The organism is Synechococcus sp. CS-603, assembly GCF_977929215.1.
On record NZ_OZ376778.1, the window covers coordinates 755,684 to 776,368 of the forward strand.

General features: G+C 66.5%; 22 protein-coding genes. 8 read left to right on the forward strand and 14 right to left on the reverse strand.

The window, feature by feature from the left end:
* Positions 1-4 precede the first annotated feature (4 nt).
* The 3 genes from mreD to ACXMDM_RS03960 are packed head-to-tail and all read right to left on the reverse strand — an operon-like array spanning position 5 to position 2,328.
* Positions 5-508 (reverse strand): rod shape-determining protein MreD, encoded by a 504-nt coding sequence (mreD, locus tag ACXMDM_RS03950; RefSeq protein ID WP_071800688.1) that lies wholly within the window; start codon positions 506-508, stop codon positions 5-7.
* Between the two features lie 3 nt (positions 509-511).
* Positions 512-1,276, reverse strand: a complete 765-nt coding sequence (gene mreC, locus ACXMDM_RS03955) for a rod shape-determining protein MreC (RefSeq protein ID WP_259723280.1) — start codon at positions 1,274-1,276, stop codon at positions 512-514.
* A gap of 5 nt (positions 1,277-1,281) precedes the next feature.
* Positions 1,282-2,328, reverse strand: coding sequence for a rod shape-determining protein (locus ACXMDM_RS03960; RefSeq protein ID WP_071800690.1), 1,047 nt, complete (start codon positions 2,326-2,328; stop codon positions 1,282-1,284).
* A gap of 243 nt (positions 2,329-2,571) precedes the next feature.
* On the opposite strand from ACXMDM_RS03960, the gene ACXMDM_RS03965 reads away from it, so the two are divergent.
* Positions 2,572-2,976: a single-stranded DNA-binding protein gene (locus tag ACXMDM_RS03965; protein ID WP_071800691.1), complete on the forward strand. Its 405-nt coding sequence runs from the start codon at positions 2,572-2,574 to the stop codon at positions 2,974-2,976.
* 33 nt (positions 2,977-3,009) lie between these two features.
* On the opposite strand, the gene ACXMDM_RS03970 is transcribed toward ACXMDM_RS03965, so the two are convergent.
* Together ACXMDM_RS03970 and ahcY are read right to left on the reverse strand one after the other, a co-directional pair.
* On the reverse strand, positions 3,010-3,675 hold the full coding sequence (locus tag ACXMDM_RS03970; protein ID WP_071800692.1) for a DedA family protein: 666 nt from the start codon (positions 3,673-3,675) through the stop codon (positions 3,010-3,012).
* On the reverse strand, positions 3,675-5,159 hold the full coding sequence (gene ahcY / locus ACXMDM_RS03975) for an adenosylhomocysteinase (RefSeq protein ID WP_083544453.1): 1,485 nt from the start codon (positions 5,157-5,159) through the stop codon (positions 3,675-3,677). Before ahcY ends, ACXMDM_RS03970 begins: the two co-directional genes overlap by 1 nt.
* A gap of 99 nt (positions 5,160-5,258) precedes the next feature.
* On the opposite strand from ahcY, the gene tsaE reads away from it, so the two are divergent.
* Entirely contained in the window at positions 5,259-5,744 is a 486-nt protein-coding gene (tsaE, locus tag ACXMDM_RS03980) for a tRNA (adenosine(37)-N6)-threonylcarbamoyltransferase complex ATPase subunit type 1 TsaE (RefSeq protein ID WP_233830555.1), read from the forward strand.
* Here the strand turns inward: tsaE and ACXMDM_RS03985 are convergent.
* Positions 5,719-6,768: a carbohydrate kinase family protein gene (locus tag ACXMDM_RS03985; RefSeq protein ID WP_071800694.1), complete on the reverse strand. Its 1,050-nt coding sequence runs from the start codon at positions 6,766-6,768 to the stop codon at positions 5,719-5,721. The genes tsaE and ACXMDM_RS03985 overlap by 26 nt on opposite strands.
* A 57-nt stretch (positions 6,769-6,825) precedes the next feature.
* Complete coding sequence (locus ACXMDM_RS03990; RefSeq protein WP_071800695.1) at positions 6,826-7,971, reverse strand: A/G-specific adenine glycosylase; 1,146 nt, start codon at positions 7,969-7,971, stop codon at positions 6,826-6,828.
* 227 nt (positions 7,972-8,198) lie between these two features.
* On the opposite strand from ACXMDM_RS03990, the gene ACXMDM_RS03995 reads away from it, so the two are divergent.
* The gene (locus ACXMDM_RS03995; RefSeq protein WP_145536875.1) at positions 8,199-9,731 is read left to right on the forward strand and encodes a serine hydrolase; all 1,533 of its coding nucleotides are present in this window, start codon (positions 8,199-8,201) and stop codon (positions 9,729-9,731) included.
* A gap of 31 nt (positions 9,732-9,762) precedes the next feature.
* On the opposite strand, the gene ACXMDM_RS04000 is transcribed toward ACXMDM_RS03995, so the two are convergent.
* The 3 genes from ACXMDM_RS04000 to mgtE form a co-directional block, all read right to left on the reverse strand.
* A complete protein-coding gene (locus ACXMDM_RS04000; RefSeq protein ID WP_071800697.1) occupies positions 9,763-10,479 on the reverse strand; it encodes a putative 2OG-Fe(II) oxygenase in 717 nt (238 codons plus the stop codon).
* Between the two features lie 13 nt (positions 10,480-10,492).
* A complete protein-coding gene (locus tag ACXMDM_RS04005; RefSeq protein ID WP_071802072.1) occupies positions 10,493-11,443 on the reverse strand; it encodes an RpoD/SigA family RNA polymerase sigma factor in 951 nt (316 codons plus the stop codon).
* Between the two features lie 214 nt (positions 11,444-11,657).
* The gene (mgtE, locus tag ACXMDM_RS04010) at positions 11,658-13,076 is read right to left on the reverse strand and encodes a magnesium transporter (protein ID WP_071800698.1); all 1,419 of its coding nucleotides are present in this window, start codon (positions 13,074-13,076) and stop codon (positions 11,658-11,660) included.
* Between the two features lie 80 nt (positions 13,077-13,156).
* On the opposite strand from mgtE, the gene ACXMDM_RS04015 reads away from it, so the two are divergent.
* A complete protein-coding gene (locus ACXMDM_RS04015) occupies positions 13,157-13,636 on the forward strand; it encodes a glutathione peroxidase (protein WP_071800699.1) in 480 nt (159 codons plus the stop codon).
* Here ACXMDM_RS04015 and ACXMDM_RS04020 read toward each other — a convergent pair.
* From ACXMDM_RS04020 to gyrB, 4 genes are read right to left on the reverse strand one after another with little or no spacing between them, the layout of a single operon-like run.
* Positions 13,602-14,033: a fluoride efflux transporter FluC gene (locus ACXMDM_RS04020; protein ID WP_071800700.1), complete on the reverse strand. Its 432-nt coding sequence runs from the start codon at positions 14,031-14,033 to the stop codon at positions 13,602-13,604. The two genes, ACXMDM_RS04015 and ACXMDM_RS04020, sit on opposite strands and share 35 nt — an antisense overlap.
* A gap of 1 nt (position 14,034) precedes the next feature.
* Entirely contained in the window at positions 14,035-14,409 is a 375-nt protein-coding gene (locus ACXMDM_RS04025) for a fluoride efflux transporter FluC (protein WP_071800701.1), read from the reverse strand.
* Between the two features lie 15 nt (positions 14,410-14,424).
* Entirely contained in the window at positions 14,425-14,733 is a 309-nt protein-coding gene (locus ACXMDM_RS04030) for an SH3 domain-containing protein (protein WP_071800702.1), read from the reverse strand.
* A complete protein-coding gene (gyrB, locus tag ACXMDM_RS04035; protein ID WP_071800703.1) occupies positions 14,733-16,691 on the reverse strand; it encodes a DNA topoisomerase (ATP-hydrolyzing) subunit B in 1,959 nt (652 codons plus the stop codon). The genes ACXMDM_RS04030 and gyrB overlap by 1 nt, the downstream gene beginning before the upstream one ends.
* A 302-nt stretch (positions 16,692-16,993) precedes the next feature.
* Between gyrB and miaA the strand changes: the two genes are divergently transcribed.
* The 4 genes from miaA to cysE all read left to right on the forward strand — a co-directional run bounded on the left by miaA (position 16,994) and on the right by cysE (position 20,660).
* Entirely contained in the window at positions 16,994-17,893 is a 900-nt protein-coding gene (gene miaA, locus ACXMDM_RS04040; RefSeq protein ID WP_071800704.1) for a tRNA (adenosine(37)-N6)-dimethylallyltransferase MiaA, read from the forward strand.
* Between the two features lie 118 nt (positions 17,894-18,011).
* On the forward strand, positions 18,012-18,668 hold the full coding sequence (infC, locus tag ACXMDM_RS04045; RefSeq protein ID WP_259723279.1) for a translation initiation factor IF-3: 657 nt from the start codon (positions 18,012-18,014) through the stop codon (positions 18,666-18,668).
* A gap of 106 nt (positions 18,669-18,774) precedes the next feature.
* Entirely contained in the window at positions 18,775-19,803 is a 1,029-nt protein-coding gene (locus tag ACXMDM_RS04050) for a GntR family transcriptional regulator (protein ID WP_071802073.1), read from the forward strand.
* 65 nt (positions 19,804-19,868) lie between these two features.
* Positions 19,869-20,660, forward strand: coding sequence for a serine O-acetyltransferase (gene cysE / locus ACXMDM_RS04055; RefSeq protein ID WP_071800706.1), 792 nt, complete (start codon positions 19,869-19,871; stop codon positions 20,658-20,660).
* The last annotated feature ends 25 nt before the right edge of the window (positions 20,661-20,685 follow it).

A 20,685-nucleotide genomic window follows, 5' to 3' on the forward strand; every position in this document is an offset into this window, starting at 1 on the left:
TCTTCTAGATCGCGCCCTGCCGTCGCCAGAGCAGCAGCAGTAATGAACAGATCATCGGTGCCAGCAGCGCGGTGACCAGGGTCTGGGCCAGCAGGGTGTGCAGGCCAGCCTGCCGGAGGAGCGGTTCCGACAAGCTGATGCCATGGCGCTGCAGCAGCAGGCTCAGGCCAAGAAAGAGGGTTCCGAGGAGGGCCAGCAGCCCCAGGCTCAAGCTGCGCTCGATCGGGGCCCCCTTGCGGGCCAGGCGCCCCCACCACCAACCCAGCAGGGCCAGGGCGGGGATCTGGGTTTCCGGGCCCACCTGCAGGGAATCAACGAGCAGCCCCAGGCCCACCCCGGCCAGGGCGCCGGAGAGCGGGCCATCGGCCAGGGACCAGGGCAACAGCCAGAGCACGGCCCAGCTGGGCGACACCCCAGCCACTTTCAGAAAGGACGGGGAGGCCAGGGTGAGCAGGGGCACAACGCCAGCGCTGGCCACGGCCCACCGAAGGCGATGCAGGACCCCCATCGCTCAGGGTGCCTGCCTGCTGGCGGGCGACGTCACCAGCACCTGCACCCAGTCGATCGCACCAACCGGTGCGCTCAGCTGCACCACCGCCGTGGGGGCCGGCACCGCCTTGTCATCCACCGCCTGGAGGACCCCCACGCTCAGCCCCGGCGGCACCAGGGTGCTGGCCGGAGAGGTGACCACCAGATCCCCCGGTCGCACTTGTGGGTCTTTCTCCAGGAAGACGAGCTGCGGCCGGCTGGTCCCCAGGCCAGTGAGCAATCCATGGCGCTTGGTGCGTCCCACCCAGACCCCCACCCGGCTGGTGCGATCGGTGAGCAGGGTCACCCGGGCCGTGGTTGGGGTCACGCTGGCCACCCGGCCGATCAATCCGCCCGGACCCACAACCGCGTCGCCTGGGCCGATTCCCTGAGCCTGACCGGAGCCGAGCACCAGCTGCTGCCACCAACCCTCAGGCTCCCGCGAGATCACGGCGGCGGTGAGTTTGTCGGGATTGGCCCGTTGCAGGTCAAGCAGCATGCGCAGCCGGCGGTTGTCCTGCTCCAGATGGGCCTGACGGGTCAGCAGCTCCAGACCCGTGCCCGACTGCAGCCACTCGCGCTGGGCCGTACCGGGCCAGAACGGCCTGCTCAGTAGGGCATAGGCGTCGCTGAGCACAGCCCCCTTGCTCAGCCTCACCGCAACCAAGGCCAGTACCAGCAGCCCCCAGGGCCAGGAGCGGAGCACCAGCCGCAGGGGCTGGAGGCGTGGCAGACGCCCTATGGGCATGGCGATCAGCTGGAGAGGCGGCTGAAGCTAGGGGTGTCGAGAACCCGCTCCAGTCGCTTGTAATCCTCAAGCACCTGACCGCAGCCGTTGACCACGCAGAGCAGGGGGTCCTGGGCCACGTGGGTGAGGATGCCGGTTTCGTGGCTGATCAGATCACCGATGCCGCGCACCAGAGCGCCGCCGCCGGCGAGCATGATTCCTCGATCGACGATGTCGGCGGCGAGCTCGGGCGGGGTGCGCTCCAGGGTGCGCTTCACCGCCTCCACGATCACGTTGAGCGGATCGGCCATCGCCTCGCGGATGTCGCCGGCGCGGATATTGATCGTGCGGGGCAGGCCCGAGAGCAGGTGCAGGCCGCGCACGTCCATCGAGCCGTTGTCGTGGGCGTCGTCGGGGAAGGCCGAGCCGATCCGGATCTTGATCTCCTCGGCGGTGCGTTCGCCCACCACCAGGTTGTGCACCTTCTTGAGATAGACGCTGATGGCGTCACTGATTTCATCGCCCGCCACCCGCACCGACTCGCTGACCACCGTGCCGCCGAGGCTCAACACGGCCACTTCGGTGGTGCCGCCGCCGATGTCCACGATCAAAGTGCCGACCGGTTCGGTCACCGGCAGGCCGGCGCCGATCGCGGCTGCCACCGGTTCGTCGATCAAATGCACCTCCCTGGCCCCGGCCAAACCGGCCTCGCGCACGGCCCGCCGCTCGACGCCGGTGACGCCGCTGGGGATGCCGATCACCAGCCGGGGCGCCACGATGCCGCGACCCTCGTTGCCCTTGCGGATGAAGGTCTTGATCATCATCTCGGCGGCGTCGAAGTCGGCGATCACGCCATCGCGCAGCGGCCGCACCGCCCGGATGTTGCCGGGGGTGCGGCCGAGCATCAACTTGGCCTCATCGCCCACCGCCAGGGGGATGCCGCGCTCGAGATCCAGGGCCACCACCGAGGGCTCCTGCAGCACGATCCCCTTGCCGGACACATACATCAGTGTGTTGGCCGTTCCCAGATCGATGCCGATGTCACGGGAGAGCTGGAACCGTCTGAAAAACACGGATGTGCCGCACTGCGGCGCGAATCATAGGAGTGAAGGATCGAGTGCTTGGCCTACGTCAGCGCCAGCTGTTCAGGCCCGCCGTGCGCTGGCGATGGAGCCCGAACCCTTCGCTGAAAACCTGGCTGAAACCCGTTTCTGATACATCCGGGTCAAAGGGTGGAACCTGCGGAGTGAAGCGCCTTGAACCAATGGCGCATCATTGATCCAATCAACCTCTAGCCCCCGTCCAAGGAGAACCCCATGGGTGTCAATTCCATAACCCTCGTCGGCCGTGCCGGCCGTGATCCCGAAGTGCGCTACTTCGAATCCGGCACAGTGGTGGCCAACCTCACCCTGGCGGTGAACCGCCGCAGCCGCGACGACGAACCCGACTGGTTCAACCTCGAGATCTGGGGTAAGCAGGCACAGGTGGCCGCCGACTATGTGCGTAAAGGCTCCCTGCTCGGCATCATCGGCAGCTTCAAGCTCGACCGCTGGACCGATCGCAGCAGCGGCGAGGAACGCTCCAAGCCGGTGGTGCGGGTTGACCGGCTCGAACTGCTGGGCTCCAAGCGCGATTCCGACCAGGGCGCCTATGGCGATGGCGGCCCCAGTGGAGGATCGAGCTACCAGGGTGAGCCGAGCGACCAGGAAGTTCCGTTCTGAAGCAGCGGGGTTGCAGGTGGGAGAAGCAAAGGGTTAGTGGTTGTGGATGTTCTGGCGTTGGCGCCAGACCCGCAGCCCGAGCCACACAACGAGGGCGAGCCCGCCGATCACCACCGCCACCTTGATCACCTGGGCCACCGGCTCGATCCACACCTCCACGTTGGTGTAGCCCTCACCCAGCAGGATGCCGGCCACGGTGAGCAGCACGGTCCAGATCAGGCTGCCAGCAGTCGTCCAGATCAGGAACGGCACCATCGGCATCATTTCGATGCCCGCTGGCACGGAAATCAGGGTGCGAATGCCGGGTACCAGCCGGCCCCAGAACACCAGGGCGGTGCCGTGGCGGCTGAACCAGGCGCGGCTGCGGCGCAATTCCTCGGAGCGCACACCGATCCAGCGGCCGTGGCGATCGAGCCAGTGCTCGATGCGCTCCTCATTGACCAGCCGGCCGATGCCGTACCAGGGCAGGGCCCCGAGCACGGTGCCGAGCAGGCCGGCCAACACCACCGGCACCAGGGCCAGCTGGCCTTGGTGCACGTAGAAGCCCCCGAGGGGCATGATCAGTTCCGAGGGAATGGGCGGGAAGAGATTCTCGAGAAACATGGCGAGAAAAATCGCGCCATAACCCGCCCATGGATTGGCTTCCACCGCTGCACCGATCAGTTCGGGCAGTTTCTGGACCAGTTCAGCAAGGCCCATCAATACCGGTAGTGCTCGGGCTTGTAGGGGCCCTCCACCGGCACGGCGATGTAATCGGCTTGTTGCTGGCTGAGTTCGGTGAGCTTGGCGCCGATCTTCTCGAGGTGGAGACGGGCCACCATCTCATCGAGGTGCTTGGGCAGCACATAGACCTCCTTGCCGTAGGCGTCGGGTTTGGTGAAAAGCTCGATCTGGGCCAGCACCTGGTTGGTGAACGAGTTGCTCATCACGAAGCTTGGGTGGCCGGTGCCGCAGCCCAGGTTCACCAGCCGGCCTTCGGCGAGCAGGATGATCCGCTTGCCATCGGGGAAGATCACATGATCCACCTGGGGCTTGATCGTGTCCCATTCGTATTGCTTCAGCGAGGCCACATCGATTTCGTTGTCGAAGTGGCCGATGTTGCAGACGATGGCCTGATCCTTCATGCGCAGCATGTGCTCATGGCCGATCACCTGGAAGTTGCCCGTGGCGGTCACGAAGATGTCGACATCGCCGACCACCTCTTCGAGCCGCACCACCCGGTAGCCCTCCATGGCCGCCTGCAGGGCGCAGATCGGATCCACTTCGGCGATCATCACCGTGGAGCCCAGGCCCCGCAGCGACTGGGCCGAACCCTTGCCCACATCGCCGTAACCGATCACCAGCGACACCTTGCCCGCCACCATCACATCGGTGGCGCGCTTGATCGCATCCACCAGGGATTCGCGGCAGCCGTAGAGGTTGTCGAACTTGCTCTTGGTGACTGAATCGTTGACGTTGATCGCCGGGAACGGCAGCTCACCAGCCTTCTGCATCTGGTACAGGCGAGCCACGCCGGTGGTGGTTTCCTCGGTTACGCCCTGGATCTGGGCATGGATGCGGGAATAGAAGCCCGGCTGAACCGCCAACCGCGCCCGGATCGAGGCGAACAGGGCGATCTCCTCTTCGCTGCCGGGGTTATCGAGCACGGAGAGGTCTTGCTCCGCCTTAGTGCCGAGCACGACGAGGCCGGTGGCATCACCGCCGTCGTCGAGAATCATGTTCGGCGTGCCGCCGTCGCCCCACTCCAGGATCCGGTGGGTGAAGGCCCAGTATTCGTCAAGGGTTTCGCCCTTGTAGGCGAACACGGGAATGCCCGCTGCCGCCATCGCCGCAGCGGCGTGGTCCTGGGTGGAGAAGATGTTGCAGGAGGCCCAGCGCACCTCGGCGCCCAGGGCTGTGAGCGTTTCGATCAGAACGGCCGTCTGAATCGTCATGTGGAGGCTGCCGGCGATCCGGGCTCCCTTCAGCGGTTGTTCGGTGCCGTACTTCCGGCGCAGGGCCATTAGCCCCGGCATCTCGGTTTCGGCGATGGCCAGTTCTTTTCGTCCCCAGTCGGCAAGGCCGAGGTCGGCGATCACATAGGACGAGGGGGCCGGGAGGCCGGATGCAGTCGTTGCTGTTGCGGGCGTTGCTGTTGCGGCCGTTGCGGCGTCAGACAGCACAGAGGTAGGTGCAGCCACCATGGTGGGATAGCTCCCATTCGGGAGGAAGAAGTGGACGGGGAATATCTGCAGAGACGCCGAGGCTTCGGGCTCGCTTCTGGCGAATCTACAGGGACCTCGGTGAGCCTGGAGACAGGCACACGGTTTCGGGCCGACCTGGTTCTGGCCGACCTTGCGGCCACGCGCGCCTTGGGCAGTGAGCTGGCGGTGTGGCTGTTGGAGCTGGAGCCACCGCGGCCGCTGCTGCTGCTCAAGGGCGAGCTGGGGGCCGGCAAGACCAGCCTGGTTCAGGGGCTGGCAGCCGCCCTGGGCATCGAGGAGCCTGTCACCAGCCCGAGCTTCGCCCTCGCCCAGCACTACAGCGGCCGCCGCGAGGGCCGTATCAGCCATCTCGTCCATCTTGACCTCTACCGCCTGGAGCAGGCCGCTTCCGCCGATGAGTTGTTCGCCCAGGAAGAGGAAGAAGCCCAGTCGCTTGGTGCCCTGCTGGCGGTGGAATGGCCCGAGCGCCTGAGCCAGCCGCCCGCGCTGGCCTGGACGGTGGAACTGTTCCATGGAGGCGAAGGCCGCCATGCCCTGATCACGCCGGCGGATTCTCTGGGTTAGCCCCGCTGCTGTCTGCAGAGAACTGCTGCAAAAAGGTTTCTACCTCTGCCGCGCTGGGCTGGGGCTCGATCGCGCCGGACCCCGCGCAGACCAGGGCCCCGCAGGCACTCCCGAAGCGCATGGCCTGCCGCACCCCATCGGGATTGGCGGTGGTGTTTTCGGCAGCAGTGAGCAGGCTTGGATCCAGGCAGAGGCGATGCAGCAGGCCGGCCAGGAAGGCGTCGCCGGCGCCGGTGGTGTCGACCACCTCCAGCTTGAAGGCCGCCATCGAGCCGGCCTGGCCGCCCAGCCACCAGGCCAGGCCGTTGGCGCCGTCGGTGACGATCACCGCAGGCTTCTGGGGTAGGCCGGCGCTGATCGCGGCCGGATCCCGGCTGCCGGCGATCCAGTCGGCCTCTTCGGCGGAGAACTTGAGCAGGGCGGCGTGGCTGAGCAGGGGCCGGATCGATTCGAGGGCCTCAGCGGCCCCACAGCTCCAGAAGGTGGGTCGCCAGTTCAGATCGATGGCCAGGGCCACGCCGCGGGCGGAGGCCCGATCAATCGCCAGCTGCAGCGCAGCGGCGGAGGCTGGGCTGGCCAGGGGGATCGTGCCGATCAGCAACCACCTGGCCCCTTCCAGCAGTGGCTCCAGGGGCGACGCCAGGGCCGCGGCCTCGATCGCCTGGTCGGCGAAGCCAGCGCCTTGATCGCCGCTGAAGCCACCGAAGCTGCGCTCGCCATCGGCATCACGGCGTACCAGCACGATGCGGCTGGGCCGGAGCGGATCGCTCTGCAGGGCGGTGGTGTCGACGCCGCGTTCGGCGAAAAGCTGGTTGAAGGCTGCAGCGATGCCGTCGTTGCCGAGCCGGCCGATCAGGGCGGCGCCGCTGCCGAGCCGGGCCAGGGCGCAGGCCACGTTGGCCGGGGCCCCGCCGAGGCAATCCTGCAGCGGGCGATCGCTGGCCGGATCACCCCCCAGCGGCCCGAGCCGGTCGATCAGGGCCTCACCGAAACAGAGCACCTGGGGGGGCGAACACCGGTTCATCAGCAGGCAAGGTGTGAGCGCCCAGCATGGCTGGATTCACTGCTTCATTTACTGCCTTTAAGTAGCGCTGCTTCGGCCCAGCTGCTCTAACAGGGCCGCCATGATCCGGCTGTTGGCGGCGGGGAAGGGAAAGTCGGCCAGCTGCTCCGGCTCCACCCAGCGCACCTGTTGGCTGGCCAACGGGCGGGGATCACCGGAGCACCAGCGGCAGAGATGGACGATGAAACGCAGCCGCTTGTGGCTGTAGATGTGCTCCAGGGTGATCAGCTCTTCGCCGACCTCCACCGTGATCCCCAGCTCCTCGGCCAGCTCCCGCCCGATCGTGGCGGTGATCGCTTCGCCGGCTTCCTGCTTGCCGCCGGGGAACTCCCACAGCCCGCCCAGCAGCCCCACATCTAGGCGTTGATCGATCAGCACCCTGCCGCCGGCATCCAGCACCACGCCCACGCCAATCACCTGAAACGGCAAGGGTCTCGTGGCGTCTTTCACGGGGTAAGCAGCGGGATCGCCGGCAGCGTAGGCAGCGCAGTGCCCCTGCCAGGGGCAGCGGTCGCAGGCGGGTTGGCGGGGCGTGCAGACCGTGGCGCCCAGGTCCATCAGGGCCTGGTTGAACGCCCGGGGCCGCTGCGGGTCGAGCAGTGAATCACTGAGTTGCCAGAACCCGGCCAGCTGCCGCTGCGGAGGCCGGGGGCTGGCGGTCAGTCGCGCCAGCACCCGTTGCACGTTGCCATCGAGGATCGAAAACGGCAGGTTGTAGGCGGAGCTGAGGATGCTGCCGGCGGTGCTGAGGCCGATTCCCGGCAACGCCAGCCAACCCTCCAGCTGCCGCGGCCAGGGATCGACCGCCGAGGCCTGATCGCCGTCCAGCCCCGCTGCCAGCAGCTGGCTTGCCCCCTGCTGCAGTCGCCGGGCCCGGGCGTAATAGCCCAGGCCCTGCCAGAGCATCAGCACGTCGTGCTCGCCTGAGCCAGCCAGCGCCGCGAGGGTGGGGAAGGCGGCCATCCAGCGCCGCCAGAAGGGCAGCACCACCGCCAGCTGGGTCTGCTGCAGCATCACCTCAGCCACCCAGAGCGGGTAGGCGGGCAGGGGCTCCCCATCGCCAGGCCGCTGGCCGTCGGGCCTCAGTTTCCAGGGGATGTCGTGGCGACCGTTCGCCTCCCACCAGGCCAGCAACAAAGCGCGCAGTGACGGGGCCTGCTCCAAGACCCCTTCCCAGCCGCCATCACAAGCCCAACGTAGGGGCCAACTGAAAAGGTGTTCGTAGGGTTGGTCTCTTTGGCTTGGAGGCCTTGGTGCCAGCGCTCATTGCCGGAATCTGGCCTGACTCCCGCAGCCATGGGCTGCGTTCCATTCGACGACCAACGACATCCCGCTCGCTAGGCAGGGCCTTGCCGCCCTTGTGTGGCGCCACCCTGGCTCTGGCTACCGCCTTGGCCACAGCTTTTGCCACGGCCTTCGCCTCCTTCTTCATCCCTGTCCGTGCCGCCGAGGGTCTGCCGGGCTTTGCCCCAGGCAAGGGCGTGGATGCCGCAGCGGCAAGGCGAATCAGCCGCTGGGCGCTCAACACCTACGCGGTGCCCGGGATGGCGATCGCCCTGGTGCAGGACGGCCGGCTGGTGATGGTCGAGGGCTTCGGGGTTCGCGATCTCGCCACCGGCGCGCCCACCAGCGCCGACACCGTGTTTCAACTGGCCAGCGTGTCCAAGACCTTCACCGCCGCCACGGTGGCGGCTTTGGTGGATCGCAAGCAGCTGGCCTGGGAGCAGCCGATGGTGGAACTGTTACCGAACGTCCGCCTCCAGGACGCCTACGCCGGCCAGTGGGTGAACGTCCGCGACCTGCTGAGCCACCGCGCCGGCTTTCCGGCCTTCTTCGGCGACCTCTTCGACCATCTCGGCTACGAGCCCCGCGATGTGCTGCGCCGCATCCGCTACGTGAAGCCAGCCACCAGCTTCCGCGACCGTCCTGCCTATTCCAACATCGGCTTTTTCCTTGCCGGCGAACTGGCGGCAGCGGCCGGCGGCCAGCCCTTCACCGATCTCAGCCGCAACTTGATCTTCCAGCCGCTGGCCATGACCCGCACGGGCATCGCCTCGGCCCTGATCGGTGAGCGGCCGGGCCAGAGCGGCGCGCTGACGGATGTGAGCCGTTCCCACGCATTGGTGGGGGATCGCCTGCAGGTGGTGCCCCCGAACCTGAGCGGTGTGTTCATCCCCGCCGGCGGCTTCGCCAGCAGCGCCAACGACCTCGGTCGCTTCGTGGCGATGCTGGCCCGGGGCGGCGAGCTGGGCGGCCAGCGGGTGCTCTCGGAGCAGGCCGTGAAGGATCTGTTCGAGCCGGTGATCGCCGAAGAGCCCGGCTTCGCCGAGTTTCCCCCGATCGATGAACACTCCGGCTTCGACTACTCCCCCGGCTGGGGCGTGTATCAATACAACGGCCTGAAGGTGCTGGAGAAGGGCGGCGCCCTCGATGGCGTGCGCACCCTGCTGCTGGTGGTGCCCCAGAAGCGCTTCGCCGTGGCGATCGTGGCCAACCGCAACCTCACGGCCTTGCCGGAAGCGGTGCGCGCCGCCCTGCTGCAGCAGGCCTTCGGCCGACCGGGCGAACCCGACATGCAGCCGGAGATCAGGGCCAAGGCCAACGAGCTCGAAAGCCTCCTTCTGGCTGTCGAAGTGAAGCCCACCAACTCAAAGCCCCCCTCGTTGCCCCTGCCGGCCTACACCGGCACCTATGTCAACGATCTGTTCGGCTCCTGGACCGTGGCCCAGCGCGATGGGGCCCTGCAAGTGCTGGCGGGGCCAGCCGACTACCGCGGTTCGTTGACGCCCTGGAACGGCGATACCTTCCAGTTGCTCTGGCCCGGAGTGATCTCCTCATCGGTGGATGTGCCGTTCCAAACCGATGCCAACGGGCAGGTGAGTGGCTTCCTCTACGAGGGGTATCAGTTCACCCGCCGCCCGTAGAGCGCTGCCGCACGGCTGACGCGATGAACCCTCAGGCAAACCCCCCGGGCCGTTGCCGCGAGCTGGAGAGGGAGATATTGGTAGCAGCGGCCGGTGCCGGCCCAGCAGGCTGCGCCGGCGTTGGCACGGCCACCACGTTGAAGGCCAGAGACCAGCGCTCGCCGTCGCCACGGAAGGGCGGCACCGAATGGGGTTGCCAGGCGGGGAACACATACAGCTCGCCGGCCACCGGCAGCATGTATTGGGCCATGCCGGTGCGAAAGCTCTGGATGTGCCACTCCTCGGGGCCGTGAAAACAGAGCTGGCCGTCGAAGCTGTCGTTGTGGATCTGGGGCGGCACCTTAAGGAAGATCACACCGGAGAAGGAGCCACCGTGGGTGTGCATCGGGTTGTAATCCCCCGCCACCTGGGAATTGAGCCAGACATCGATCATCTGCAGCCGGTAGCGGCCAGGCGTCCACGGCCCCCGACCCTGGGGCGGCTGGCGGTCGATCACATGGCGGATCCAGTGCTCACAGGCCGGCAGAATCACTTCGGCGCAGAGGGCCTGAATACAGGGGTGCTGGGGGCCCAGCTCCCGCTGCTGGGCCAGCTGACCGGCCAGCTTGGTGGAAGCATCGGGGCTCTGCTCGGGGCGCTCCAGCACCTGAACTCCCAGTTGCAGCAGCTCAGCGAGCAGGGGCACGGACAGCCGGCTCTTGAGCACGTAGCGCGGGAAGAGGGCGAGAACTTCGGTGCTGCTGTCCATGGCAGGGGAACGATCAGCTGGCCGCGTAATCCTCCACGCAGGCGCTCAGGCGCCGCAAGCCCACGAGGCCATCCCGCTCCAGGTTGCGCACCCGATCACGGCTCATGCCCAGGATGCGGCCGATGCCGGTGAGGCTCATCGGCTCCTCCACGTCCATGCCGTAGCGCATCTTCAGCACATCGCGCTGCAGCTCCGGCAGTTGCTCCAGCAGCGCCCGCATGTCACCGCGTAGGCACTCGTTATCGACGTTTTCCTCGGGCAGGGTGCCATCGCCCTGCAGCAGATCGAGCAGCTCGGTGTCTTCGCCGTCGCCCACCTTTGTTTCCAGGCTCACCGGTTGCCGCGCCCGGCAGAGCAGTTCCTTCACTTCCTCCTCCGGCAGCTCCACCGACACCGCCAGCTCGCTCAGGCTCGGGGTGCGGCCCAGTTCCTGGCTCAGCTCACGCTGACCTTTCTTGAGCTTGTTGAGCGTTTCGGTGATGTGGATCGGCAGCCGGATCGTGCGGCTCTTCTCGGCAATCGCCCGGGTGATCCCCTGGCGAATCCACCAGTAGGCGTAGGTGGAGAACTTGTAGCCGCGGGTGGGGTCGAACTTCTCAACGCCGCGCACCAGACCGATCGTGCCCTCCTGGATCAGGTCGAGCAGCTCCATGTTCCGCTTGGTGTATTTCTTCGCCACGCTCACCACCAGGCGCAGGTTGGCCGCCACCATCCGCTCCTTGGCGCGGCGCCCGCAGGCCAGCTTGCGCTTGAGCACGGGCTGACTCAGGCCCAGGGCCTGGGCCCACTCCAACGAACTCGGCTTGGCGCCGCTGCGGATTTCCAGTTCCTGCTCCATTTCCTCGAGCCGCATCAGGTCTTGAACCTGGCGGCCGAGGGTGATCTCCTGCTCATGGCTGAGCAGGGGCACCCTGCCGATGTCGCGCAGGTAGGAGCGCACTAAGTCGCCATCCACCGGAGGCATGGAGCGGCCGGCCGTGGCGGGCTTGGCGTCAGCAGCTGCCTTGGGCTGCGAACCAGCCTTCGTTTCCGAACCAGGCTTCGCTTCTGAGAAAGCCTTGGACTTGGACGGGCGATCCAACGAGAGTGCGACAACCACAGCGAAATCCAGAACGTGTGTAAAGCCTAACCTGAAGAAGTGTGAAGCAACTCTCAGGAAGCCTGCGGATTTCCACCGTTCAGGGGGTCAGGCCCACGTGGTTCAGCAGCCAGGAGGCGGTCTGCAGGTAGATGAACACCCCGGCCACGTCGGTGGCGGTGGTGATGAATGGAGCCGACATCAGGGCTGGATCCAGGCCCAGCCGGTGAAACAGCAGGGGCAGGGACGCCCCGGCCGTGGCCGCCAGGGTGGTGATGCAGACCAGGCTGATGCCGGCGGCGGTGGCCACCAGCATGCCGCCGCCCACCTGCCAGGCCCAGGGCACCACCACGATCACCAGCAGCAGGCCCAACAGCAATCCTGAGAACGCTTCGCGGCCCACCGTGCGCCACAGGCCCAGGGCCTGGATCCGCTGGGTGCTCAGGCCGCGGATCACCACCGTGGAGCTCTGGGCGCCCACGTTGCCGCCGGTGCCGATCAGCAGCGGGATGAAGGCGGCCAGTCGCACCACCTCCTGCAGCACCCCCTCCTTCGAGGCGATCACCGCCGAGGTGCCGGTGTTGGCCACCAGCAGCACCAGCAGCCACACCACCCGGCGCCGGGCCACGGTGAACAGGTTGCTCTGGAAGTAGTCGTCCTCGTCGCCGGCCTGCACGGCACCGGCGGCGTAGAGGTCGCGGGTGGCCTCCTGCTGGATCACGTCGATCACGTCGTCGACCGTGACGATCCCGACCAGCCGCTCCTCCCGATCGACCACCGGCACGGCCAGGAAGTCGTAGCGCTGGATGATCCGGGCCACCTCTTCCTGGTCGGTGGTGGTGGTCACGTTGACCAACTCCCGGGTCATCACATCGCCAATGCGGTCGTCGGGCTCGGCGGTGACCAGATCCCGCAGCGAGAGGATGCCGGTGAGATGGCGGGAGCCATCGGTGACATAAAGGCTGTAGACGGTCTCGGTTTCGCGGGCCCGGCGGCGGACAATGGCGAGGGCCTGGGCGGCGCTGTGGAATTCCTTGAGGTCGATGAACTCGGTGGTCATCAGCCGGCCTGCCGTCTCGGCCTCATAGCCCAGAAGTTGGGCGGTGACGCGCCGCTCGGCCGGGCTGAGCTGCATCAACAGCCGGCGCACCACCTTCGCCGGCAGCTCGTCGAACAGCCGCACCCGGTCGTCTGGTGACATCTCCTCCACCAGCTCCAGCACTTCGCCGGAGCGCAGCCGCTCCAGCAGGCTCTGCTGCACACCGGGATCGAGATATTCGTAGACCTCAATCGCCTCGTTTTTGACCAGCAGCCGAAAGGCCAGGGCCTGCAGGGTGCGGGGCAGGCGGCCGATCGCCTCGGCGCAGTCCACCGGCTGCACCGGCTCCAGCAGCAGCTTGACCCCGTCATAATTGCCGGCCGTGAGCAGGCCCTGCAATTGGCGGGCCACCACATCGGCCACCTGCAGGCTGTTGTTTCCCGCCGCAGTGGGACTGCTGGCGCTGGTTGCCTCGCTCATCGCCCCAGAGGATCGCAGCCTTCCGAAGTGTATGGGGAGAGCCCGAACGCCTAGGGTCCGCTTCGACTGCACTTGGTCCCATGACTGTGAATGTATCGGACGTGGTGGTGAAAAACGCCATCGGCAGCGAGCAGCGGCTCGGTGATCTCGGCGGTGAGGTGCTGCTGATTGTCAATGTGGCCAGCCGTTGTGGCTTCACCCGCCAATACGCCGGCCTGCAGGCGCTTCAGGACAGCTACGGCCCGCGCGGCCTGAAGGTGCTCGGCTTCCCCTGCAACGACTTCGGCGCCCAGGAGCCCGGCAGCCTCAGCGAGATCCAGCAGTTCTGCGCCACCACCTACGGCGCCAACTTCACCCTGTTCGACAAGGTTCACGCCAAAGGGAACAAGACCGCCCCCTACGACCTGCTCACCCAGGTAGAGCCGGCCGGAGACGTGGAGTGGAATTTCGAGAAGTTCTTGGTGGGCCGTGACGGCACGGTGCTGGGGCGCTTCAAGAGCGCCGTTGAACCCGACAGCGCCGAGCTCAGCGCTGCGATCGAGGCGGCCCTGGCGGCCTGATCCACAACCAGCGGCTGGTCGCCAGGCCGGCGGCGGCGGCGGCCAGGCCCAGCACCAGGCTGAGGATCAGCAGGGCCTGGGCCTCTTGGGGTTGACCCTGGCCGTTGAGGCGCACCAGATCCAGCATCCAGGAGCTGAAGGTGGTGAGCGATCCACAGAAGCCGATGCCGCCGAGCAGCAGCAGGGGAGTTCGCCGGGGGATCGGTCCGGCCAGCACGCCGAGCAGGAACGATCCCAGCAGATTGGAGAGCAGGTTGGCTGCGGCTACCCCGGTGGCGCCGTCGGCGAGGAGGGGCCCGATCTGCACCCCCAGGCGCCAGCGCAGCATCGCGCCGGGCACAGCACCGGCGGCCACCAGCCCCAGTTCCCATAGGGCGAAGCGCAGGCGGCGTTTCATCTCAGCCTGCTCCCAGAAGCAAGCCCAGCTGCACGGCCAGGACGCCGGCGAGCACCGAGGCGGCTGCCAGCAGCGCCGCATCGCCGGGTTGGCCCTGGCGCAGGTTCTGCAGAACTTCCACCATCAAGGTGGAGAAGGTGCTCAAGCTGCCCAGGAAACCGGTGGCGATCAGCAGCAGCAGCTCTTGGCCGTCCGGGCCGCCACGCTGCACCAGGGCGACCAGCAAGCCGAGGGCGAAGGCGGCGCCCACGTTCACTCCGAAGGTGGCCCAGTGCCGACGGGGCAGCATCGGCTCGAAATGGTTGACCAGGCGCAACCGCAGCCAGGCGCCCGGCACCGCTCCGAGTGCCACCAGAAGGGTGCTATGCCAGGTCAAGAATCAGGCATGTGATCATCCGGGCAGCCAGCCGCGGCGGGGTTGGCCGACCGTGGGGCTGGAAGCTTGAACCTGCAGCCAGCGGTTGCCACCGGGTTCCCGCCAGGTGCGCAGCAGCCGCACGGGCTCGCTGCGCTGCAGTTGGGTCAGGACAGGGGCGGAGTGCTGGGGCGCGCAACGCAGCGACAGCGGCCCGGCGGCCAAGAGGGGATCTTTGCTCTGGCGCCGACGCAGCTCCGGCGAGCGGCGCTCACCGCCCCCGGCCGGCAACGCTGCTGGAGCGATCAAGGCCAGCCCCAGCACCCATGGCAGACGCCAATCCATCAGATGTCGAGCTGGGCGAAATCGAGTTCGGCGCTGTGGGCCTCGATGAACTCCCGCCGCGGGGCCACCTTGTCACCCATCAGGATTGTGAAGATGCGATCGGCTTCGGCAGCATCTTCAATCTCGACCCGCTTCATCGTTCGGGTCGTTGGATCCATGGTGGTTTCCCAGAGCTGCTTGGGCATCATTTCGCCCAGGCCCTTGAAACGCTGGATTGTGTAATTGGCCTTGCCGCCAAAACCATCGAGGGTGGTTTTGAGATCCTGCTCGTTGTAGCAATAGGTGTGATTTTTACCGCGCTCCACTTTGTAGAGAGGCGGGCAGGCGATGTAGATGTAGCCACCTTCCAGCAGAGTTTTCTGATAGCGATAGAAGAAGGTGAGTAGCAAGGTGCGGATGTGGGCGCCATCCACATCGGCGTCGGTCATGATCACGATGCGGTGATAACGCAGGGCCGATTCGTTGAACTCCTCCCCCTTGATGCCCAAGCCCAAGCCTGTGATCAGGGCCTGAATTTCGGTGTTTTTATAGATCTTGGCATCGTCGGTTTTCTCGATGTTGAGGATCTTGCCGCGCAGCGGCAGGATCGCCTGGAAGCGCCGATCCCGGCCCTGCTTGGCTGAACCACCGGCGGAGTCGCCCTCCACCAGGTAGATCTCGGATTCGGAGGGATCGCGGGAGCTGCAGTCAGCCAGTTTGCCCGGCAGGGTGGAGCTCTCCAGCACCGATTTACGCCGCACCAGCTCCCTGGCACGCCGCGCGGCCTCAGCAGCGTTGAAGGCCTGGATCGCTTTCTCCAGGATCAGGTCGATCACCTGGGGATGGAATTCCAGAAATTCAATCAGCGATTCGCCCACCACCGTGTCAACGATGCCACGAACCTCGGTGTTGCCGAGCTTGGTTTTGGTCTGGCCTTCGAATTCAGGATCCGGCACCTTCACCGAGAGCACAGCGGTGAGGCCTTCGCGGATGTTCTCGCCGGCCAGATTGGAATCGGCGTCTTTGCGTTTGCCGCGCTTTTTGGCAAAGGTGTTGAAGGTGCGGGTGAGCACCGTTTTGAGGCCCTCGATATGGGTGCCCCCATCGACGGTCCGGATGTTGTTGGCGAAGCCGAGGATGCTGTCGGAGTAGGCATCGACGCACCACTGCAGGGCGGCTTCAACCTGAACGCCGTCCTTCTCGTTGTTGACGTAGATGATGTCGGGATGGAGAGGATCCTTGCCCGCATTCATGTAGGTCACATATTCGCGAATGCCGCCTTCGTAATGATAGATCTCCTCATGGGCTTCACCCTCAGGGCTCAGGGCTGCCGCCCTTTCGTCGCGGAAGACGATCCGCACCCCGCCGTTGAGGTAGGCCAGCTCGCGCAGGCGTCCTGAGAGGGTGGCGTAGTCGAAGACGATGCCGACGGTGAAGATCTCGGTGTCGGGCTTGAAGCGCACGGCTGTGCCGGTTTTGCCGCTGCTGTCGGCTTCAGAGCGCAGTAATCCGATCGGTGTGCCCTGCTCAAAGCGCTGGCGGTGCACCTGGCCCTGGCGGCGCACGGTGACTTCCACCCATTCGCTCAGGGCGTTGACCACCGAGATGCCCACCCCGTGCAGACCGCCGGACACCTTGTAGCCGCCACTGCCGAACTTGCCGCCGGCGTGCAGCACGGTCAACACCGTTTCCAGGGCCGACTTGCCGGTGCGGGGATGGATGTCGGTGGGGATGCCGCGGCCGTTGTCGGTGACTTCCACCGAGCCGTCGTCGCAGAGGCGAACGAAGATTTCGTCGCAATGGCCCGCGAGGGCCTCATCCACAGAGTTGTCGACCACCTCATAAACGAGGTGGTGCAGACCCCTTGGCCCGGTGGTGCCGATGTACATGCCCGGGCGCTTGCGCACCGGTTCCAGCCCTTCAAGGACCTGGATCTGCTCGGCGCCGTAGGCGTGCTCGATTCTGGAGGGATCGGTCATGGTCAGATGCTCAGCGGCTGGCGCCGGTCGGTGGAAACGGCCCTAGCCCCAGCGGCGATGGCCAGATCTGCGCCAGCCCCATCGGCGAGATTCATCTGAATTGGGAACGCTGAGATTGGAAAGCGAGGTTCTGAGGGCTTCAAGAGACGCTCAAAGCCCAATCAAGAGGTTGACTTTATCACCCTGGGCCCTGAGAGGCTCCCAGGGGGCTCTGAGAGCCTGTTCGGGTATGGAGACCAACCATGCCTGGACTGTCTCCTGCTCCAGTCCCCTGTTTTCGCCTCCGCCCAGCGGCCGACCCGATGGCTCCCCAACCCCTGCCCGTGATCGTTCTGCTCGGCCCCACGGCCGCCGGCAAGACCGACCTGGCGATCGAGATCGCCGGCGCCCTCGACCTGGCTGTTCTGTCGGTGGATTCCCGCCAGCTCTATGCCGGCATGGACATCGGCACCGCCAAGCCCACAGCGCTGCAGCGGGCCCGGGTACGCCATGAGCTGCTCGAACTGCGCTCACCGGATCGGCCGATCAACCTCCACGACTTCCGCCAGGCCGCAGACGCCAGCATCGCCGCCGAGGGGGAGCGTCGGGGTATGGCCTTCCTGGTGGGCGGAAGCGGCCTCTACCTCCAGGCCCTGATCCAGGGACTCGAGCCCCCGGCCGTGCCACCCCAGCCGGCCCTGCGTGACCAGCTGGGGCGCCTGGGTCAGGCCAGCTGCCACCAACTGCTTGCCCAGGCCGACCCGATCGCCGCCGCCCGGATTGCCGCTGCCGATTCGGTGCGCACCGTGCGCGCCCTGGAGGTGCTCTATGCCACCGGCCGCCCCCTCACGGGCCAGCGCAAACGCAATCCGCCTCCCTGGCGCGTGCTCGAACTCGGCCTCGATCCACCTGACCTGCCAAGCCGCATCGCCGCGCGCAGCCGCCAGTTGTTCAGCGGCGGCCTGCTCGAGGAAACCGCCGCACTGATTGGTCGCTACGGCGAGGCTTTGCCGCTGCTCGACACGATCGGCTATCGGGAAGCCAGGCAGACCCTGGCCGGCGAGCTCAGCGAAGCCGAGGCCATCGCTCTTACCGAGCGGCGCACCCGCCAGTACGCCAAACGCCAGCGCACCTGGTTCCGCCGCCAGCACCAGCCCCTCTGGCTCGAAGGCCAGGATCTGCTGGGACAGGCCTTAAGGGCGGTCAAGAGCGGCCTAGAGTGAAGGTCTGGGTGTTTCCAGGGATTGATCTGTCGATCAGGCTCTCGGAAAGTTCAAGCTCTTGCCTCCCGCCCAGACGTCCTAAGAGCGGCACCTCCGCTCCGTCCCCTCGCTTCTTTGAATGCCACCTCGTCCCCGTTTTGATCGCCGCGCTCCTGTGCGGGAGCTCCCCAACATCAACGACCGCATCAGTTACCCCCAGTTGCGGGTGGTCGATGCCGACGGCAGCCAGCTCGGGGTGATCACCAGGGAAGCGGCCCTGGAGGTGGCCAAGGATCGGGATCTGGATCTGGTGCTGGTCAGCGAGAAGGCCGATCCGCCGGTCTGCCGGATCATGGACTACGGCAAGTTCAAATTCGAGCAGGAGAAAAAGGCCAAGGAAGCCAAGAAAAAATCTCACCAGACGGAAGTCAAGGAGGTGAAGATGCGCTACAAGATCGACTCCCACGACTACCAGGTGCGCATCAGCCAGGCCGTCCGCTTCCTCAAGGACGGTGACAAGGTCAAGTGCACGGTGATCTTCCGTGGTCGGGAAATCCAGCACACAGCCTTGGCTGAAGTGCTGTTGTATCGCATGGCCAAAGACCTCGAAGAGAGCGCTGAGATCCAGCAGGATCCGAAGCGGGAAGGCCGCAACATGAGCATGTTCCTCACCCCGCGCAAAACTCCACTCACCAAGGAGAAGGATGCTGCTGCCCTGGCAGCCAAGGCGGTGCGCACCATTCCCTCACCGGTGCGTCAGATCACCACGGCCAACCACGCCCCTGCCGAGGCCTGAGCAGCGCTCCTGGCCCCAACCGGCACAGCCCCGTATGCCAAAGGGGGAATTGTCACCGGGACAGAAGCTCCGTAGGGTGGCGGCAAAGCTGCAGGTTCCCACCGGCGTGCGATTCCACATCCAGCAGGAAAGCGACATCCCGGCGTCGACCCAGCTGTACAACCAGATCTGTTTCGCCATCGCGGCGCGCCACTACCCGCCCGGCCACCGGCTGCCCAGCACCCGCCAGCTGGCGATGCAGACCGGCCTGCACCGCAACACAATCAGCAAGGTCTACCGCCAACTCGAAAATGACGGCGTTGTAGAGGCCATGGCTGGTTCCGGCATTTATGTGCGCGACCAGCAGAAGCCCCGCGAGCTCAAGGTGCCGCCGGGGCTGCGCAATCGCCTCCGCCCCGACATTGACCGGGAAGTGCGGCAGTCGGTCGACGGGCTGCTTAATGCCGGTTGCACCCTGCAGCAAGCCCGCGAGCTGATCACCCGCGAGATCGACTGGCGCCTGCGCTGCGGCGCCCGGGTGCTGGTCTCCACACCCCGGGAGGACATCGGCGCCTCCCTGCTGATCGCTGAGGAGCTGGAGCCTGTTCTGGAGGTGCCGGTGGAAGTGGTGCCGCTCGAGGAGCTCGAAGCGGTGCTCGAAACCTCCAGCAACGGCACCGTGGTGACCAGCCGCTACTTCCTGCAGACCGTCGAAGAGCTGGCCCATCGCTATGGGGTGCGGGCGGTGGCCGTCGACCTCAATGATTTCCGCCACGAGCTCGACCTGCTCAAGGAACTGCGCACCGGCAGCTGCGTGGGGCTGGTGAGCATCAGCCCCGGCATCCTGCGGGCGGCCGAGGTGATTCTGCACAGCATGCGCGGCAACGATCTGCTGGTGATGACCGCCAACCCGGATGTCGGCAGCCGCCTGCTGGCGCTGCTGCGTGCCGCCAGCCATGTGCTCTGCGACAGGCCCAGTTTGCCGCTGGTTGAGCAGACCCTGCGCCAGAATCGGTCCCAGCTGATGCGCCTGCCCCAGGTGCACTGTGCCCAGAGCTACCTGGGGGCTGCCACCATCGACCTGCTGCGTAAGGAGATCGGCCTGACCTCCCCGCCCGACGGCCTCCTGGATCGGGAGTCAGCCCAGGCCGGCTGAGCTGCCTCGCCCCCCTCCCAGCAGGCCTTCCCCGTTCTTCTCCCGTCCACCTTTCCCCGTCTGCCTTGGGTTCCTCGTTCCGGCAACTCCTGAGCACCGTGGCCGCCGATCTCCGGATCATCCGCGAGCGCGACCCTGCCGCCCGTGGCAACCTGGAGATCCTGCTCTGCTATCCGGGATTCCACGCCCTGGTGCTGCATCGGTTCAGCCACCGGCTCTGGCGCTGCCAGATTCCTCTGCTGCCGCGGCTGCTCTCCCAGCTGGCCCGCAGCCTCACCGGCGTGGAGATCCACCCCGGCGCCAGGATCGGCTCCGGGGTGTTCATCGACCACGGCATGGGCGTGGTGATCGGCGAAACCTCCGAGATCGGCAACCGCTGCCTCCTCTACCAGGGCGTGACCCTGGGCGGCACCGGCAAGGTGCACGGCAAGCGTCACCCCACCCTGGGGGAGAACGTGGTGGTGGGCGCCGGCGCCAACGTGCTCGGGGCGATCAGCGTTGGATCGAACACCCGCATCGGCGCTGGATCGGTGGTGCTGCATGACGTTCAACCCGACAGCACCGTGGTGGGCATCCCTGGCCGGGTGGTGCATCAATCGGGGGTGCGCATCGACCCCCTGGCCCACTCCCAGCTGCCGGATGCGGAAGCCAGGGTGATTCGCAATCTGATGGAGCGCATCGACGCGCTCGAAGGCGACCTCAGCCGTCTGCAGCACTGTCTGCGCGAGGTGGCCGCCGGGCGTCCGCTGCAGGAAGCCTGCGGCGGCACCTCCCAGAACCTCAAGGATCGCGAAATCATCCAGTTCCTCGGCGAGGATGCTGCCAGTGATTCCGCCGCCACCAGCACCAGCAACTGAGCGGGGCGGGGGCCGCTGGGCGGCT